14 protein-coding genes and 1 pseudogene are annotated in these 15,922 nt (G+C 55.3%); 6 read left to right on the forward strand and 9 right to left on the reverse strand.

Going from position 1 to position 15,922, the window contains the following annotated elements; all coding sequences use genetic code 11:
* Positions 1–98: 98 nt before the first annotated feature.
* From CULFRC11_RS07610 to CULFRC11_RS07625, 4 genes are read right to left on the reverse strand one after another with little or no spacing between them, the layout of a single operon-like run.
* Positions 99–1,046: an ABC transporter ATP-binding protein gene (locus tag CULFRC11_RS07610; RefSeq protein ID WP_023636015.1), complete on the reverse strand. Its 948-nt coding sequence runs from the start codon at positions 1,044–1,046 to the stop codon at positions 99–101.
* A complete protein-coding gene (locus CULFRC11_RS07615) occupies positions 992–2,083 on the reverse strand; it encodes a FecCD family ABC transporter permease (RefSeq protein WP_235424589.1) in 1,092 nt (363 codons plus the stop codon). Before CULFRC11_RS07615 ends, CULFRC11_RS07610 begins: the two co-directional genes overlap by 55 nt.
* Positions 2,080–3,111 carry a FecCD family ABC transporter permease gene (locus CULFRC11_RS07620; RefSeq protein ID WP_023636017.1) on the reverse strand — a complete coding sequence of 344 codons (1,032 nt, stop codon included), beginning with the start codon at positions 3,109–3,111 and terminating at the stop codon, positions 2,080–2,082. The genes CULFRC11_RS07615 and CULFRC11_RS07620 overlap by 4 nt, the downstream gene beginning before the upstream one ends.
* The gene (locus tag CULFRC11_RS07625; RefSeq protein ID WP_023636018.1) at positions 3,111–4,094 is read right to left on the reverse strand and encodes an ABC transporter substrate-binding protein; all 984 of its coding nucleotides are present in this window, start codon (positions 4,092–4,094) and stop codon (positions 3,111–3,113) included. The genes CULFRC11_RS07620 and CULFRC11_RS07625 overlap by 1 nt, the downstream gene beginning before the upstream one ends.
* Before the next feature lie 173 nt (positions 4,095–4,267).
* On the opposite strand from CULFRC11_RS07625, the gene CULFRC11_RS07630 reads away from it, so the two are divergent.
* Positions 4,268–5,197 (forward strand): siderophore-interacting protein, encoded by a 930-nt coding sequence (locus CULFRC11_RS07630; protein WP_052099792.1) that lies wholly within the window; start codon positions 4,268–4,270, stop codon positions 5,195–5,197.
* Between the two features lie 171 nt (positions 5,198–5,368).
* Positions 5,369–6,139 carry a DUF4191 domain-containing protein gene (locus tag CULFRC11_RS07635; RefSeq protein WP_023636020.1) on the forward strand — a complete coding sequence of 257 codons (771 nt, stop codon included), beginning with the start codon at positions 5,369–5,371 and terminating at the stop codon, positions 6,137–6,139.
* A 76-nt stretch (positions 6,140–6,215) separates the two neighbouring features.
* Here CULFRC11_RS07635 and CULFRC11_RS07640 read toward each other — a convergent pair whose 3' ends face one another.
* A complete protein-coding gene (locus CULFRC11_RS07640) occupies positions 6,216–6,689 on the reverse strand; it encodes an RDD family protein (protein WP_023636021.1) in 474 nt (157 codons plus the stop codon).
* 203 nt (positions 6,690–6,892) lie between these two features.
* Between CULFRC11_RS07640 and glnA the strand changes: the two genes are divergently transcribed.
* Both glnA and CULFRC11_RS07650 read left to right on the forward strand, forming a co-directional pair.
* The gene (glnA, locus tag CULFRC11_RS07645) at positions 6,893–8,329 is read left to right on the forward strand and encodes a type I glutamate--ammonia ligase (RefSeq protein WP_013242302.1); all 1,437 of its coding nucleotides are present in this window, start codon (positions 6,893–6,895) and stop codon (positions 8,327–8,329) included.
* A 226-nt stretch (positions 8,330–8,555) separates the two neighbouring features.
* Entirely contained in the window at positions 8,556–9,551 is a 996-nt protein-coding gene (locus tag CULFRC11_RS07650) for an Abi family protein (protein WP_023636022.1), read from the forward strand.
* Positions 9,552–9,584: 33 nt separating this feature from the next.
* Here the strand turns inward: CULFRC11_RS07650 and CULFRC11_RS07655 are convergent, their stop codons facing one another.
* Positions 9,585–9,785, reverse strand: coding sequence for a hypothetical protein (locus CULFRC11_RS07655; RefSeq protein ID WP_023636023.1), 201 nt, complete (start codon positions 9,783–9,785; stop codon positions 9,585–9,587).
* On the opposite strand from CULFRC11_RS07655, the pseudogene CULFRC11_RS07660 reads away from it, so the two are divergent.
* A pseudogene (locus CULFRC11_RS07660) lies at positions 9,741–10,555 on the forward strand (IS110 family transposase); the annotation flags it as partial. The gene CULFRC11_RS07655 and the pseudogene CULFRC11_RS07660 overlap by 45 nt on opposite strands.
* Before the next feature lie 337 nt (positions 10,556–10,892).
* The gene (locus CULFRC11_RS07665) at positions 10,893–11,984 is read left to right on the forward strand and encodes a PTS sugar transporter subunit IIC (protein ID WP_031270457.1); all 1,092 of its coding nucleotides are present in this window, start codon (positions 10,893–10,895) and stop codon (positions 11,982–11,984) included.
* 74 nt (positions 11,985–12,058) lie between these two features.
* On the opposite strand, the gene CULFRC11_RS07670 is transcribed toward CULFRC11_RS07665, so the two are convergent.
* The 3 genes from CULFRC11_RS07670 to CULFRC11_RS07680 all read right to left on the reverse strand — a co-directional run bounded on the left by CULFRC11_RS07670 (position 12,059) and on the right by CULFRC11_RS07680 (position 15,723).
* Positions 12,059–13,492: a GuaB1 family IMP dehydrogenase-related protein gene (locus CULFRC11_RS07670; RefSeq protein ID WP_013911926.1), complete on the reverse strand. Its 1,434-nt coding sequence runs from the start codon at positions 13,490–13,492 to the stop codon at positions 12,059–12,061.
* A 274-nt stretch (positions 13,493–13,766) separates the two neighbouring features.
* Positions 13,767–13,976: a CsbD family protein gene (locus CULFRC11_RS07675; protein ID WP_013911927.1), complete on the reverse strand. Its 210-nt coding sequence runs from the start codon at positions 13,974–13,976 to the stop codon at positions 13,767–13,769.
* Positions 13,977–14,352: 376 nt separating this feature from the next.
* A complete protein-coding gene (locus CULFRC11_RS07680) occupies positions 14,353–15,723 on the reverse strand; it encodes a Na+/H+ antiporter family protein (protein WP_038620690.1) in 1,371 nt (456 codons plus the stop codon).
* Between the last annotated feature and the right edge of the window lie 199 nt (positions 15,724–15,922).

Genomic DNA, 15,922 nt, shown 5'->3' on the forward strand with positions numbered 1-15,922 from the left:
TGGGGAGCAGTTCTTTTGTGGCGTAATAAAGCGCCGTGCGCAAGCATGACCGCGAACCGGTCTATCTGCGCGCCCTGTGGCGTCGATAAGCTAGTGCGCTATTCGGTCAGGTTTATCGTTCCGCGTGGCACGATAACGGGCGCGTGTCCCCGTGGGTCTTCCCATACTTCAGCGCGCAGGCCGTAGCATTGAGCAAGTTTTTCCTGGGTAAGCACGTCTGTGGCACTACCCTGGCCCACGATCTCACCCGACTTGAGCAGCACCAGCCGGTCGCTATACGTTCCGGCCAGCATGAGGTCATGCAGAACCATGATGACCGTTTTGCCTTGAGAGGCCAGGTCTTTGGCCAGCTTCAGTATGTCGATGGCGTGAGCTGGGTCTAAGTATGTGGTGGGCTCGTCGAGAAGCACCACCGGGGTTTCCTGTGCCACAACCATGGCCATCCACACCCGCTGGCGCTGGCCGCCTGAGAGCTCGGACACGTCGCAATCCACCAAAGCAGCGGTGTTGGTGTGTTCTAAAGCCCGACCAATGGCCTGACGATCCTTCTCCGATTGTCGCATCCAGCGACGTTGGTGCGGATGCCGACCGCGCGCCACGAGTTCACCGACGGTGAGCCCTTGGGGACACAGCGGTGATTGCGGCAGCATCCCGATCATCCGAGCAACCTCGCGTGGGGGCAGGCGATGCACGTTGTGCCCGCCGACTGTCACGGTTCCGCCCTGTGGGGTGAGCACGCGACTCAGCGACTTCAGCACGGTAGATTTACCGCAGCCATTCGGACCCAGCAGGGTTGTCACTGTGCCTGGCTCTGCGGTGAGATCTAGCCCGTCGACCACAAATTCACCGGGCGCGTACCCGATCTGCAAGCCTCGGGCCTCCACGCGCAGTCCGTCTATCTGCTCTACCCTGCCCAGTTCGGTTGCACCGGTGTCGGAGGTCGAGGTGTCCCAGTGTTTGCGGCTAGGAGGGGTTGCGGACATATCAGCGATCACTTTCTCGGTCGATCTCGACGAAATTTTTGGGATTCCTTCCACACCAACCACACCAAAATCGGTCCGCCGAGTATCGCTGCGACAAGACCAACGGGGGCGGTAAACGGAAGAAGCCCAGCTAAGACATTGCACAGGGTCAGCATGGCCGCGCCAGCGGCCGCAGAAGGAATGGCTTGCGGGGTCGGTGCCCGCGCCGCTAGTCGGGCAATTTGTGGGGCTACAAGCGCAATAAACCCGATGGGACCAGCCACGGAAACAACAACGGCCACCACGCCAGTAGCCGCGATCAGTAACAGCATGCGGATTCGCGTGACATGGACGCCGAGGCTTAGCGACGTCGCGTCGTCATGGGCGAGGAGGCGGAGATCGCGCTGGCACCACAGTCCCAACGCGACAAAAGGAAGCAAGGCCAGCAGCAAAGGCGGGAGAGCTTCAGATCTGATAAAGCCTGTGGAGCCTGCAAGCCACATTTGGGCTTCGGCAGCCCGGGTCAAGTCAGCCTTGACCACCAGGTAGTGCACCAAGGACTGGGATAGCAGAGACAGCGCCAAACCAACAAGGACCACGCGGTTTCCGGTGCCTACCCCGCCTAGGAGGAAGAGGAGCACAACGATGATCACAGCCCCCACGAGAGCCAGCAGTGCCCGCCACCAGAAACCCGGGATATAAGCGGCAAAAGCAGGTTGGTCCAGGACTGTTCCCGCTACCACGCACACCGCTGCACCTCCTGACACCCCCAGGATGTCGGGAGAAGCCAATGGATTGCGCGCCATGGTTTGCGTCCACGCCCCGGCCATTCCCAGCGCAGCGCCGATGATCACGCTGGCAACAGCCTCCGGCAAGCGCAGGTCCCATACCACTGCAACGGCACGTTGGTCGCCTCCGCCTGTGAGGACGTCGAACACCTCCAGCGGGGAGAGCGGAACAGGGCCGTAGCCCAGTAGGAGGAAGTACGCCGTTGCGGCGAGGACGGACAAGATAACCGTAACCAGCGCTGCGCGACGGGTGCGTCGATAAGCAGAGGCAGCAGCGCGATCGGCTGCCGCCATGGGATCGACGGGAGCAGGATGTTCAACAATACGACTCATGACGTTGCCGATCTCCTCGTTGTGCTCACCGACCACACCATCAAAGGCGCTCCCACCACGGCAATGACAATCGCCATCTCTAGTTCTCCGGGTTGTAGCAGGAAGCGCCCTAGAATATCAGCGCTTAATACGCCCAGAGCACCAATCAGTGCGGAGGGCACAAGCATCCGGGTCAGTGTGGGGCCAGTAAAACGGCGGACAATGTGCGGTGCCGCGAATCCCACAAATACCACCATGCCCACTGCGGCAGTGGCCGTTCCTGCAAGAATCACGATTGAAGCAGCGGCGATCACTCGGATGAATCTCACGGATAGACCCAAGCTCACCGCACTTTCCTCCCCCATGGAGAGCAAATCCAAAGGCCGGGCGATCCATGCGGCGCATGCTGCGCCGACGAGGAGCCCCACCCCGGCTAGCACCACGTCACCCATGTCGCGTCCCGCGGTAGATCCCACCGCCCAGCTCCTGGCTCCGTCTAAAGTGCGCGAAGAATACAGGGACAAGAGATTAGTCAAGGCCTGCAGCGCCAGCATGACGCCTATCCCGACGAGAACCAGGGTGAGCGGGTCGCGCGACTGCCGAGACAGCAGGATGACCACACTGGCTGTGAGCACAGCACCCACGAGCCCTAAGAATCCGCGTTCTGTCAGGGTCGTGCCCACCCCCAACGTCAATCCGATGGCAATGGCGCTGCCGGCTCCGGCGTTGATTCCGATAATCCCCGGATCCGCCAACGGGTTGCCCGTCCATGACTGGGCGATGGCACCAGCCATAGCCAGCGATGCCCCGACGATCAGCGCCAACAACGTGCGAGGTATGCGCAAATTCCATACCACGTCATACACCTCGGTGAGGTGGGCAGACAGCGGGGGCGCAGAGGCGTCCGAGAGTCTTCCTGGCCCCTGGCTCAACACCGCAAGGATGTCCCCCACGGGCACGGAACGAGCCCCGACAACGACAGAGAGGAACGCCGCGCCTATCACGAGCGCAAACGTTCCTACTGTCAAAGCTCTATGCGACGTGCGCATTAGAGCGATTCGGCGAACTTCTGAATCGCCCACGGAATGGTTACCGGATTTGGCATGCTCATCGCGTTGCCCACGTCTTCATGGAGGAAGTGCGCACGGCCGCTCTTGACCACGTCCAGGTTGTTAAATGTGGTGTCCTTTTTCAGAGCATCCACTGCTCCCTTGTAGTCCAGAACAAAGAGATAATCGACATTGTTGAGCTCGGAGTAATTTTCTGGGGCAAGGTCCCGGTAGAACTGCTTGCCGTCGCCCTCAATCTCAGCGGGTATATGGAAGCCCAGGCTCTTTAAGAACTGGCCACGGCCGTCGCCAGAGGTGTAGATGCCGATCTTGCCCTGATAAGGCATAACCACAGCAGCCCGCTTGCCTTTGAGTTCCGGATGCTGCGCCTGGAAATCCTCAAAAGCTTTCTTGGTCTTCTTGATCTGCTCTTGGCCCTCGGATTCTTTTCCTACGGCATGCGCGATCGTGGTTACCTGATCCTCCCACGGCACCTGCCAGTCAGCGAACTGCTCTGAGTGGGTCGTGGTGGGCGCGATGACAGCCAGCGCTTTCTTTGCTTGGGCGTCCACAGCCTGATTCACAGCGATGATCTGCTCGGGGTTGGTAGCCGTGACTTTTTCCAAGATCTGAGAGGTGAATCCCTGAGCCGTGTTGTAAATGGGCTCCGGGGTGGCATCTCCCAGGAGTTCCTTGGACCATGGCCCCACACCGCTCTTGTCCACATCGCCCTGGGCTCCCCACGGGGCGACAGCAACAGGAGTGATGCCCAGGGAAAGGAGTGTGTCTGCGTCGCCTAGTCCCAGAGCGGCAACACGTGTGTTTTTAGTGTCTCCACCAGCGGCAGGCTTTGCGGCTTCTTCGCTGCGGGAACACGCGGTAAGTAGGAGGGCAAGCGTAACGACGATTGCAGTGGTCACCGCAATAGCGCGATAGTTGCGCGAGTGCTGCGATGTGAGTGGTGTGGGATGTGCAGTTGTCATGGGGCACCTTTTAGTCGATTCAAATGGTCCATTTACAATGAACCTTTCAGGCAAGCCAAACCTACAACATTTTAGGTAAGCTTTACAAAGCTTCGCGCCTCATCGGCTACTCGTGCTCCCCGACAAAATCCCAGACGCCAAGTAACACCGGCCCCACACACTGAGGAGTGTTAATGACGACCAGACCAATCACCGCCTTCGCCGATCACGAGCTCAGGAACTCCCCAGCTGAACCCCACCATCACTTGGTCCAAGCGCACGTGTTAGGCGTAGCGGAGATTGCCCCACATCTGCGCCGCATTGAACTCACCTCCCCCGATTTTCACGATTGGACACTGACCGGACCCGATGAGTTCTTTGGGCTTGTCATGCCGCCGGAGCATCTCAACACCACGTCCGCTTTCTTCCCCCTGCTGGAGAATCTCCCGCGTCAGGAACGCGCAAACCTGCGCTCAACCCTCAATACCATCGCTGAAGACCAACGCCCTGCACTGCGCTGGTACACCGTGCGCCACCTTGACACGCAACGAGGCACCATGGCTTTCGACATAGCCACGCATGGAGTCACCCAAGAGTCCCTGGTTAAGAGTGCTAACAGCACCGACGCGGATACCCACGCCGACATTGGCCCGGGTCTGCGCTGGGCGTTGCACGCCCAGCCTGGAGATCCCGTGGGAATATTCAGCGCCCGGGGGTTATGGGACCGACGATGGGACCGGCAACTGGTGGTAGCGGATGCGTCGTCTGTTCCGTCCGCGCTCGCCATTGCTGAGTTCATGTCAGATCTACACCCTGGCCAACTACAGTCCATACGTTTTGTTATCACTGTGGAAAGCGAAGCCGACATGGAGGCTTCCACGGTGGAATGGCTGCGCACACATGCTGAACATGTAAAGGTTCTCTACCGGCCAATCGCGGAACAAGCAGATGCCGCTTTGACGTATCTCCAGTCGGAATCACACGCTAAGCCGGACTACGTGTGGGTTTCCGGCGAAGGAAATCTGTGCAAAGACATCCGGCGATTAGCGATCAAAGAGTGGGGACTGGAAACAGACGCTATTTTCTGGTGCCCTTACTGGTACATCGGACGACCGCCGCCCTAAACTCCCATTTCAGCGCCCACATATTTTCTCCGTATTCACTTAAAGTAGACACGTCCACGCCGTGACATTCTTGCCTGCCGCAGCAGATTCCTCCCGAAGATATTTCTGTAATAGAGAAAGCCTCGGAGTCTGATTGCAGATAGTACAGGGCCGCCCGCTAAGCTGGTACGCATGGCAGACGCGAAGAAGCAGGCCGACAAGGCCGCGAAGAAGGAGCAGCGCGCGGCGAAGCGCGCCCAGCGCCGCCGGAACTGGTCTCAGCTCTGGCAGGCGTTCAACATCCAGCGCAAGCAGGACAAAGCCCTGGTGCCGATCATGGTGGGATCGATCCTTGGCCTCGGCCTGCTTTTCTTCCTCATCGGAATGTTGTGGAACGGTCAGTGGTTTACGCTTCCCACTGGCCTTTTGCTGGGCATGCTCCTTGCTATGTTTATTTTCACCCGTAGGCTCCAAAATAGCGTCTACGAAAAGGCTGAAGGACAGGCCGGCGCCGCAGGCTGGGCGCTAGAGAACCTACGCTCAGGCGTGGGCATTGTATGGCGCACCAAGACCGGCATTGCCGTGACCAAGCAAATGGATGTGCTTCACCGCGTTATCGGCGTCTGCGGCATTGTGCTCGTAGGTGAGGGCAATAAGAACCATCTGCGTCCGCTGATCAATCAGCAGCGTCAGCGACTGTCACGTCTAGCACCTGGTGTGCCGATTCATGAGATGTTTGTGGGCAGTGGCGAGGGCGAGGTGCCGCTGAAAAAACTGCAGTCCAGTTTGCTCAAGCTTGATCGCCAGTACAAGAAGAACGATGTGTATGAAATCGCTAGCCGCATCGAGTCCATGGATAACGTCCAGACAAACGTAGGACTTCCCAAAGGCCCGATCCCCAAGGGCGGCAAGATCTCGGGAATGAACCGTCGCGCTCGTCGTTCTGCAGATCGCAACAAATAAGACGATCTTTTTACGCAATAAGGCTTGGACACTGTTTTTTAGTGTCCAAGCCTTTTCTTTGCTTAGTAGTTTTTATTTACCCAAAAACTACTGCGGTTCCCGTGGCGCGATCGTGCATACCGCGGCCGTCGGCGTCGACAAGCACTGCGGGGAAGATAAAGCACGTGAGCGCTGTGCGTACGAGGGCGCGCACAAAACCCACTTTTTCAGTTCGCACGTCAATGCGAGCTACCCCCATGCCTAGGATTGCTTGTCCAGGAGTGCGGGCGAAAAGCCAGACGCTTATTACACCTAGGATGAAAAAGAGGATGAGGGTCGCGGTGGACACACCGCCGAGCGCAGGGGTAAACATGTGAATCACTGTTGCGCTAATCAAGCAGATGCCCCAGTCGATAAGGACTCCGCAGGAACGTCGCAGGACACTACCTAAAGCTCCCGGGCCTTTTTGTGGAAGTCCAAGGTTTTCACCCGGCCAGCGGGCGGGGGTGTCGCCGTCGATTTGCGAGGGAATCTCCGGCCCGTCGAGCCAACTACGCTTCGGTTTTGCCATGTGGACTACTGTAGTTCTTGAACAGCCGGAGTGGGAAACCCACAGACAACAGGTATCGGTCGGTCGATAGGTAATTAGCTTCTCTACTGCTATCCTAGAGGAACCGACTTTTATGGTGCCATACCCCACAACTTGTTTTGATTAGCCCGCCATTAAGGCTAATCGTACAAGGAAACACAACAACGTTCCCCCAAGGAGTCAACGTGGCCTTCAGTACATCCGAAGACGTTATCAAGTTCATCAAAGACGAAAATGTTGAATTCGTCGATGTTCGCTTTACCGACGTCCCGGGCATCGAACAGCACTTCTCCATTCCTGCGGGAATGTTGGATGAAGACGCTATCGAAGAGGGCCTGGCTTTCGATGGCTCTTCCATCCGCGGTTTTACCACCATCGACGAGTCCGACATGAACCTTCTTCCGGACCTCGCAACCGCAACCTTGGATCCGTTCCGCAAAGCAAAGACCTTGAACATTAAGTTCTTTGTCCACGATCCTTTTACCCGCGAGGCATTCTCCCGCGATCCGCGCAACGTTGCCCGCAAGGCAGAAGAGTATCTAACCTCCACCGGCATCGCCGACACCTGTAATTTCGGCGCCGAAGCCGAGTTCTACCTCTTCGATTCCGTCCGCTACTCCACAGACATCAACGCCGGCTTCTATGAAGTCGACTCCGACGAGGGCTGGTGGAACCGAGGCAAAGAATACAACCTCGACGGCACCCGCAACCTTGGTGGCAAGAACCGCGTCAAAGGCGGCTACTTCCCCGTCGCACCCCACGATCAGACCGTAGACATTCGCGACGAGATGACCCGCAACCTCATCAACGCCGGCTTCCATATCGAGCGTTTCCACCACGAGGTAGGCACCGGCGGACAGCAAGAAATCAACTACCGGTTCAACACCCTGCTGCACGCTGCCGACGACCTGCAGACCTTCAAATACATCATCAAGAACACCGCGGCTCAAAACGGCCGTGCCGCCACCTTCATGCCCAAGCCCATCGCAGGCGACAACGGCTCGGGAATGCACGCACACCAGTCCCTCTGGAAAGACGGCAAGCCCCTCTTCCACGACGAATCCGGCTACGCCGGGCTTTCCGACATGGCCCGCTACTACATCGGCGGCATCCTGCACCACGCGGGCGCAGTCTTGGCGTTTACCAACCCCACGCTGAACTCCTACCACCGCCTGGTCCCCGGCTTCGAGGCCCCCATCAACCTGGTGTACTCACAGCGCAACCGCTCTGCAGCAATCCGTATTCCTATTACAGGCTCCAACCCCAAGGCTAAGCGCATTGAGTTCCGCGCACCGGACCCTTCAGGCAACCCCTACTTTGGATTTGCTGCCATGATGCTCGCCGGCCTTGATGGCATCAAGAACCGCATCGAGCCACATGCACCAGTGGATAAGGATCTCTACGAGCTGCCACCAGAGGAGGCCACAAGCATCCCGCAGGCCCCCACCTCACTGGTGGAATCGCTCAAGGCCCTTGAAGAGGACAACGAGTTCCTGACCGACTGCGATGTGTTCACCGAGGATCTCATCGACACCTACATCAAGCTCAAGTACGACGAAGAGATCACCCCGACCCGCCTGCGCCCGACGCCGCAGGAGTTTGAGATGTACTTCGACTGCTAGGGGTCACGAGACCGCGCCGTGGATCGTCCCACGGGGCAAAGCAGAGTCGTGACAGCGTAGGAGCCGCGTTAGAGAAACAACCCCGTGTAGATTTCATGAGAAATCTACACGGGGGTAAAAACTACGCGCTCTTCAACATCGATACCCCACACTTCTCTAAGCCGTGATAACCTGCTAGTAATCGTTCAGCCCGCCTTGGTCTGCCCCCTCCGGGAGGAAACCAAGAGTGGGCTGGATCTCTTTATTCCTGGAGTTGCACACCTTGTCCCCTTCACTCAAACCAGCGACAACAATCGAACAGCATATTGAGCGATTGATTGAACGAGGGATGGAAGTGAATAGACAAGAAGCTACACAATGGCTAAACAACGTCAGTTACTACCGACTTTCTGCTTACTGGTATCCCGCTAGAGAATTCATTCCCGGGACAACTGAACGATCAGACCACTTTGTAGAAGGAACCACTTTCTCTCAGGTGACTCGGTTGTATGAAGCTGACCGAAAATTGCGCACTTTAATCCATGACGGCATTGAGCGTATTGAGATTGCAATGCGTACCCAAATTACAGAAGTTCTTTGCCTCCGAAGCCCTGATGATCCGACAGCGTACCTGGGAAATGTCTTATTCAAAGAGAAGTTCAACCACATTGATTGGCTTTCTTCGATTTATAGAAGACTCGCAAGAGCGAAGAAAAGTGAATCAATCAAGCATTATTCGCGGTCGTACAGTGGTCAATTCCCTTTATGGGTTGTGGCCGAATTTATGGATTTCTCCGATATTTCCCACCTCTATTCTGGAATATCTAGCCTCGACCAGAAACAGGTCGCCGAGAATTTAAATCTGACAATCGACTTTGATCGTCTCACCTCTGCTCAGCGAAGCAAGTTAAGAAAAAGTCATCCCCTAGCAAGTTGGATGGAGCAACTGACAATCATTAGAAATACCTGCGCTCACCACAGTCGACTGTGGAATAAATCATTCATTCCAGCATCTACAACGGGTATTCAATCGAACGGCAATCTCAATTTACTCCCTGCCGGCCAGAGTGAGCGCATATTCGGAGCACTCGTAGTGATGTCTCATATCCTTCGTGTGGTTTCACCAGGAACAACATGGCCAGACAAAGTTCTCGCACTCATCACTGATGATTTTTTAACTAATCCAATCGTAAACGCATCAGGTCTTGGAATCCCGCCTCAGTGGGATGAGAGAAGAATCTAACAACGCTGAACCGCGCTAGGAAGATTTTCAGAATCACCAGGGCCATGACAACTGATAGGGAGCGGCCGAAACATCTCTCCAGACCTCCTCGCGGGCGTGGGTGCTCGCAACGAATGTCATGACACCAGCGACTAGAACACGCACATACTCAATCGTTTCTAGGAGCCACAATGCCGCAGGGGTCACTCCATCGGCATCTTCCTCGGTCTCGATGCCGGCAAGTCCGAACACCATGCCTGCGCACTTGAGAAGAGAAGGAAACAAACTCTTCGACAAACCATTACCGCAGCTAGAGTCAGACCTAGCTAGGTTGTTTGACCTACTCCAGCAATACGAAGAAGTACTTGTCGTCGTCGACCAGCCAAATACCATTGGCGCTTTGCCCATTTGCAGTTGCCCGCGACCGCGGCTGCCATGTCGGCTATCTACCCGGTCTCGCCATGTGCAAAGCCGCTGATCTCTACCCAGGACGTGCGAAAACAGACAAGCGAGATGTGTTTGTCATTGCAGACACTTCTCGGACGATGCCGCACAGTTTGCGCACGGTGGATCGGAACAACGAAGTCCTCTCTGCTCTAAAGATGTTGTCCGGTTTCGATGATGACATCGCCCGTGACTGTACCCGAACAATCAACCGGCTGCGCAGTGTCCTGACTCAAATCTATCCGAGCCTTGAGCGAGTTTTGGCTGGCAGTACCTTTACCCGCACGCATGTTCTTGATCTATTGATTCGATACAAGGGACCCCAAGGCCTTGACCGAGCAGGGTATCGCCGAGTGCTGATATGGATGAGTAAACGAGCCTGCAAAGACCCAATAGCGCTAGTACACGAAATATTCGAGGCCCTTAAAGCCCAAACCGTTACAGTTGTTGGAAGTGATGCAGCTGAGCTGGTGATCCCACGACTGGCGGCAAACATCAAAGCACTGAAAGAGCAGCGAGACACAATTGCACAGCAAGTGGAAAGCATGCTTGATGACTTCCCTCTTTCCGAGAGTATGCCGGTGAAGCACCCCCGCATTTTCCTCACACAAGACATTGGGAAAGCTTGACGAAAACATAGGAACACCTATATATAAGGTCCGTCACCACAGTCGCCACCCAACACCAAATACTATGCAGAATATTCACCCTTCTGGGCCGAATATTATTAACTTTGCTGGTTTTGTGGATATCATTGCCCAACATGCTGCGTTGAGCGGTGTGGCGGCTGTGAACGTCGTAAGCGAGCCTGAGTGGGCACGCGAACTTTTTATTTATCAGATATCGCGAAGGCCCCCTATGTCTAAAAACACAGAAGCAACCCGGGATTCCCTCTCGGAAACCCCTGAAGCCATCAGTATGTCTATAGAGCATCCGGAAACGGCTGCGAGCCCCAAACCTACATGGAATTCGCTTGGCTCTTTCACCATGAAGGTCCTCAACGGAATCTCTATCGCCGTTGTGGTGGCGCTGGTCCCCCAAGCACTCCTTGGCGAGTTACTCAAAGCGCTCGTCCCCCACTGGCCTGCGCTTAAAACACTGCTCACGCTCGTGGCGTTGTCTTCCTCCATGCTGCCCATTCTCATTGGCGTTTTGGTAGCCATGCAGTTCAAACTGACTCCGATCCAGACGGCGAGCGTAGGAATTGCAGCGGTGCTGGGATCCGGCGTTGCCACGGTGGACCCCAATGGCGGTTTCCACCTCCAGGGCACGGGACTTGTCATTAACACCGGCCTCACTGCGGCCCTTGCGGTGGGGGTAGTCCTACTCATCGGCCCTAAGCTGGGGAATTACACAATCCTCTTGCTCTCTACAATCGTGATCGTCATCGCAGGTGGCATCGGCTGGGTGATCACTTACCCCGCAGTTAACGCTTTTAGCGTGTGGCTTGGCGACGTAATCAATGGGGCCACGGGCCTTCAACCGATTGTTATGGGCGCGATCTTGGCCGTTGCCTTTGCGCTCGGAATTGTCTCCCCCATCTCCACGGTTGGTATCGCTACGGCAATCTATATGTCTGGGGTCGCTTCAGGAACTGCCAACTTAGGCGTGGTGGCCGCCGGTTTCGGTCTGGCAATCGCCGGCTGGAAGGCCAACGGACTAGCCACTTCTCTCCTACCGATTCTGGGTTCACCCAAAGTCCACATGGCAAATATCTGGGGTCGCCCCCTCAACTTCTTGCCGCTGGCACTCAGCGCTGCCGTCCTGGGAGCCGCCGGAGGAGCCCTGGGGATCTCCGGTACCCCGATCTCCGCAGGCTTTGGTATATCCGGCCTGGTAGGTCCTTTGGCTGCACTCAATGCCGAGGGATGGGGTTGGTCGGCGGCCAACATCCTCATCATCCTTGCGATCTTTGTTGTTGCACCTATCATTCTGGCATTCGCCTCGTTTTGGGTGTGCGAGAAAGCCGGATTGGTTGCGTCCGAGAATTACAAGCTGAACTTTGAGTAATTGCTCTTATGCATAAAATCCCCGTGGGGAGACGCTTACCGCGTCTCCCCACGGGGATTGAACTTTGTGTGTCTTTAACGAGTCGGTCGCGCCATGCCCTCAGCAAAGCCCGCAGCCGACTGAACTCCGACCACGGCCTGGTCCTGGAAGGTCGCTATGCTGTCCGAACCTGCGTAGGTAAAGGAAGAGCGAACGCCGGAAATGATGTGGTCGATAAGATCTTCCACCCCGCCTTTACCCTCTTCAAGGTAAATCTTTGCGGAGGAAATTCCTTCTTCGAACATCTCGCGGCGAGCTTTTTCAAACGCCTCAGTATCCGAGTTACGGTTTACTACGGCACGACGTGAGGCCATGCCAAAGGATTCCTTGTACATACGGCCATCGACGTCATAATGCAGGTCGCCGGGAGACTCGAAGGTACCGGCGAACCATGAACCAATCATCACGTTCGACGCGCCAGCGGCAAGTGCCAACGCAACGTCGCGAGGATCGCGAACACCGCCGTCGGCCCACACGTGTGCGCCGAGTTTCTTAGCCTCTGCAGCACACTCCAAAACAGCGCTGAACTGTGGTCGGCCCACGCCAGTCTGCATACGCGTCGTGCACATAGCACCAGGGCCAACGCCTACCTTGATGATGTTCGCGCCAGCTGCCACCAGATCACGAACGCCATCAGCAGTCACCACGTTGCCTGCGGCAACCGGCACTGGCGGGTTGAGTGCGCGAACTTTCTTCAGGGCTTCCATGGTGTGGGTCTGATGTCCATGTGCAGTATCGACGACCAGGACATCCGCGCCTGCGTCGATAAGCTTTTGTGCGCGTCCTGCAACATCACCGTTGATTCCGATTGCAGCACCCACGCGGAGTTTTCCATTGGCGTCGAGGGCCGGTTTGTACAACGTAGCGCGCAAAGCGGACTGCTTGGTCACAATGCCCACGAGCGTTCCATCGCTCGCAACGACAGGTGCCAACCTACGCCCATGCTCATTGAGCATGCGGAAAGACTCCTGCGGAGTAATGGTGTCCGGGAGGGTCATCAAATTGGTCGACATGAGCGTGCCAACCTGAGCAAAGTTATCTACCTTTGCAATGTCTTTTTCGGTGACCACGCCTACGGGATGGTTGCCTTCAACCACGATAGCCGCACCGTGCGCACGTTTATGCAGCAAATTACGCGTGTACCCAACGGTATGGTGAGGCTTCACCGTGATGGGAGACTCGAACACTGGATGCGCGTTTTTCACCCGAGCGATAGTTTCCGCAGCAATCTCTGCGGGAACATCCTGAGGCAAAATCACAACGCCACCACGTCGCGCAACGGTTTCTGCCATGCGTCGACCAGCAACAGCGGTCATGTTTGCAATGACAAGCGGAATAGTGGTTCCTGTTTCATCGCTCGTAGCAAGGTCCACAGACATCCGTGACCCTACGGAAGACACCGAAGGGACCATAAAAACGTCGTGATACGTTAGCTCGTACGGCGGAATTTGATCATTAAGAAATCGCACGTACACCCACCATACATGTTTTCTTGTTCTATATGAAGATAGTCCTTACCCCCTGTTTTTTGCAGTGCAAAGAATTACCACAGATAAAACTGTTATCACCCTGCATACACTGGTTGATTTAGCCATCCCCTAGCCCCACATCCACCGACACAGTAGTGATCCCACAGGCCTGAACCCCTCAAGGCCTGTGGGTTTTACCCTCAAAAAGAGAGTAAATGTTACATAGATCGCATCCAATGCTACTCTGACATTGTATTTAGCTTATACTAAATAACTACTTGTCTTCTTCCTTTTGGAAAGAACCCAAGACTTTATTTGCAGCATCCTTTACCTTCTCACCAGCATTGGAAACTGCATCTTTGACATCAGCTTTAGTTTGATCTGCGCGGCCTTCGTCCGCAAGGCTATCGTTGTCCGTAGCCTCACCAAACGCTTCTTTGGCTTTGCCACCAAGCTGATCCAATTTGTTTTCTACATCACCCATCCATACAACCTTTCTCGTTGACTTCAGTGTGACTCCCACTGTAGGCACAGTTGAGGGATCCTGTGTACTTTTCAGGAAAATCGTTATCCCTACGTGTGCCGGCCGTAACCCTTTTGCAACAAAATCAGACGAAAGAAAACCACTCTAAAGGTGACCCTAACAAGGGTTTATGCGCGTTTTTTAAAGCTTTAAAGCAGGTCTATTTCATGGAAAAAACCTTCATTCCCAATAGTAAAAATAAATCCGCATAACACCCCCAAACGGTATAAACCGTCTCTTCGAACACGTCTTGCTCGCTAGTTCGTAGCAATCATGAGACGATTTTTACAGAGTGCACAGAGGCTCCCAGCCCCATCACCAGCCTGCCTCTTTTAAGCTAAAGAACCATCGCAGCGATCCAGCCTGAAGCAATAAGCGGAAGGTTATAGTGAAGGAACGTCGGGATGACCGAATCTCGAATGTGATCGTGCTGACCATCCGCGTTTAAACCGGAGGTTGGCCCAAGGGTCGAATCCGAGGCTGGCGAGCCAGCGTCCCCGAGTGCACCAGCCGCCCCGATAATCGCCACGGTGGCCGCAGGAGAAAATCCCATGGCGGTGCATAGCGGAACATAAATGGTCGCGATGATGGGCAGCGTAGAAAAAGAAGATCCGATCCCCATCGTTACCACAAGCCCCACAAGCAGCATCACGAGCGCACCCATTGCTTTGTTGTCCCCAAACAACTCAGCGGAAGTGTGAACGAGAGCTTCCACTTCCCCCGTTTTCTTCATTACCGAGGCAAAACCTTGGGCCGTGATCATGATGAAACCGATCATGGCCATCATCTTCATCCCCTGGCTAAATACGTCATCAGCTTCACGCCAATTCACAGCTCCAGTCAGCATGAAGATAGCCAATCCAGCCAACGCGCCGATAAGAAGCGGGTCTGCGTCCGTAGCCACTGATTGCATGACAATCTGAACAACAAAAGTGACCACAATAGCCACCACGGAGACCACGACCTTATAGCGGGAAACTGCTCCGCGTTCCGACTGCAGTTCACCACTTCCGGTTTGCTCCGCAACAGCGACAGATGCGTAACGACGAGGACGTCGGTAGCTAATAAACACAGCTACAAGTAACCCTGCGAGCATTCCAAGCGCTGGAATCCCCATCACCTTCATAATGTTGATCTCCGATGTACTCATACCTGCCGCTTCAATGTTGCCCAAGAGAATCTCATTGAGGAAGATCGAACCAAAACCCAAAGGAATCCACATATACGTGGTCACCAGGCCGAAAGTAATCACACATGCCACCAATCGACGGTCGAGGTTCAACTTATTCATCACCCCGAGCAACGGCGGAACGATAAGTGGAATGAACGCGATATGCACAGGTATGAGGTTCTGACTCATAATCGCCATAGCCAAGATACCGGCCAACATCAGCCATTTGGTCACAGCAACGGCTTTGGTCCCCGCGCCTTCAGAGCCGGCGTCGATACGCTTCATGATCGCATCTGCTAGTAGCTTCGGAAGTCCCGAGCTGGCCACCGCCATGGCGAAAGCGCCCAGCATCGCGTAACTCAGCGCGATTTTTGCGCCGCCTGCAAGACCTTCTTGAAACGCCACCATCGTGGAATCAAGCCCGATGCCGCTCACGAGTCCACCCACTAAAGCACCGATAAAAAGCGCTAAAACGACATGGACTCGCGCGACAGCCAACGCAAGCATCACGATGACAGCGATCAACACAGCATTCATGTGGAATAAATTACGCCAGAGTTCAAATTATTAGTAATAATGAGTTATTCCAGAAACCTTATAATGCCCCCGTTTGAAGCTCCATCCACAGTAACCCCATAACCTATACCCTGCTCTATAAGCTCTCGCTTTTGTGCCGCGATCCTCTTGTTCGCCTTTTATTTCTTTCCCACATGGGAAAAGTCCCCACGCCGTGTCC

The organism is Corynebacterium ulcerans (assembly GCF_000767685.1).
Taxonomy (GTDB): domain Bacteria; phylum Actinomycetota; class Actinomycetes; order Mycobacteriales; family Mycobacteriaceae; genus Corynebacterium; species Corynebacterium ulcerans.

Coding starts and splice junctions, on each gene's coding strand:
- CULFRC11_RS07615 (WP_235424589.1), bottom strand. CDS start 2,083: ATGAGTCGTATTGTTGAACATCCTGCTCCCGTCGATCCCATGGCGGCA.
- CULFRC11_RS07620 (WP_023636017.1), bottom strand. CDS start 3,111: ATGCGCACGTCGCATAGAGCTTTGACAGTAGGAACGTTTGCGCTCGTG.
- CULFRC11_RS07625 (WP_023636018.1), bottom strand. CDS start 4,094: ATGACAACTGCACATCCCACACCACTCACATCGCAGCACTCGCGCAAC.
- CULFRC11_RS07630 (WP_052099792.1), top strand. CDS start 4,268: ATGACGACCAGACCAATCACCGCCTTCGCCGATCACGAGCTCAGGAAC.
- CULFRC11_RS07635 (WP_023636020.1), top strand. CDS start 5,369: ATGGCAGACGCGAAGAAGCAGGCCGACAAGGCCGCGAAGAAGGAGCAG.
- CULFRC11_RS07640 (WP_023636021.1), bottom strand. CDS start 6,689: ATGGCAAAACCGAAGCGTAGTTGGCTCGACGGGCCGGAGATTCCCTCG.
- CULFRC11_RS07655 (WP_023636023.1), bottom strand. CDS start 9,785: ATGGTGTTCGGACTTGCCGGCATCGAGACCGAGGAAGATGCCGATGGA.
- CULFRC11_RS07665 (WP_031270457.1), top strand. CDS start 10,893: ATGTCTATAGAGCATCCGGAAACGGCTGCGAGCCCCAAACCTACATGG.
- CULFRC11_RS07675 (WP_013911927.1), bottom strand. CDS start 13,976: ATGGGTGATGTAGAAAACAAATTGGATCAGCTTGGTGGCAAAGCCAAA.
- CULFRC11_RS07680 (WP_038620690.1), bottom strand. CDS start 15,723: ATGAATGCTGTGTTGATCGCTGTCATCGTGATGCTTGCGTTGGCTGTC.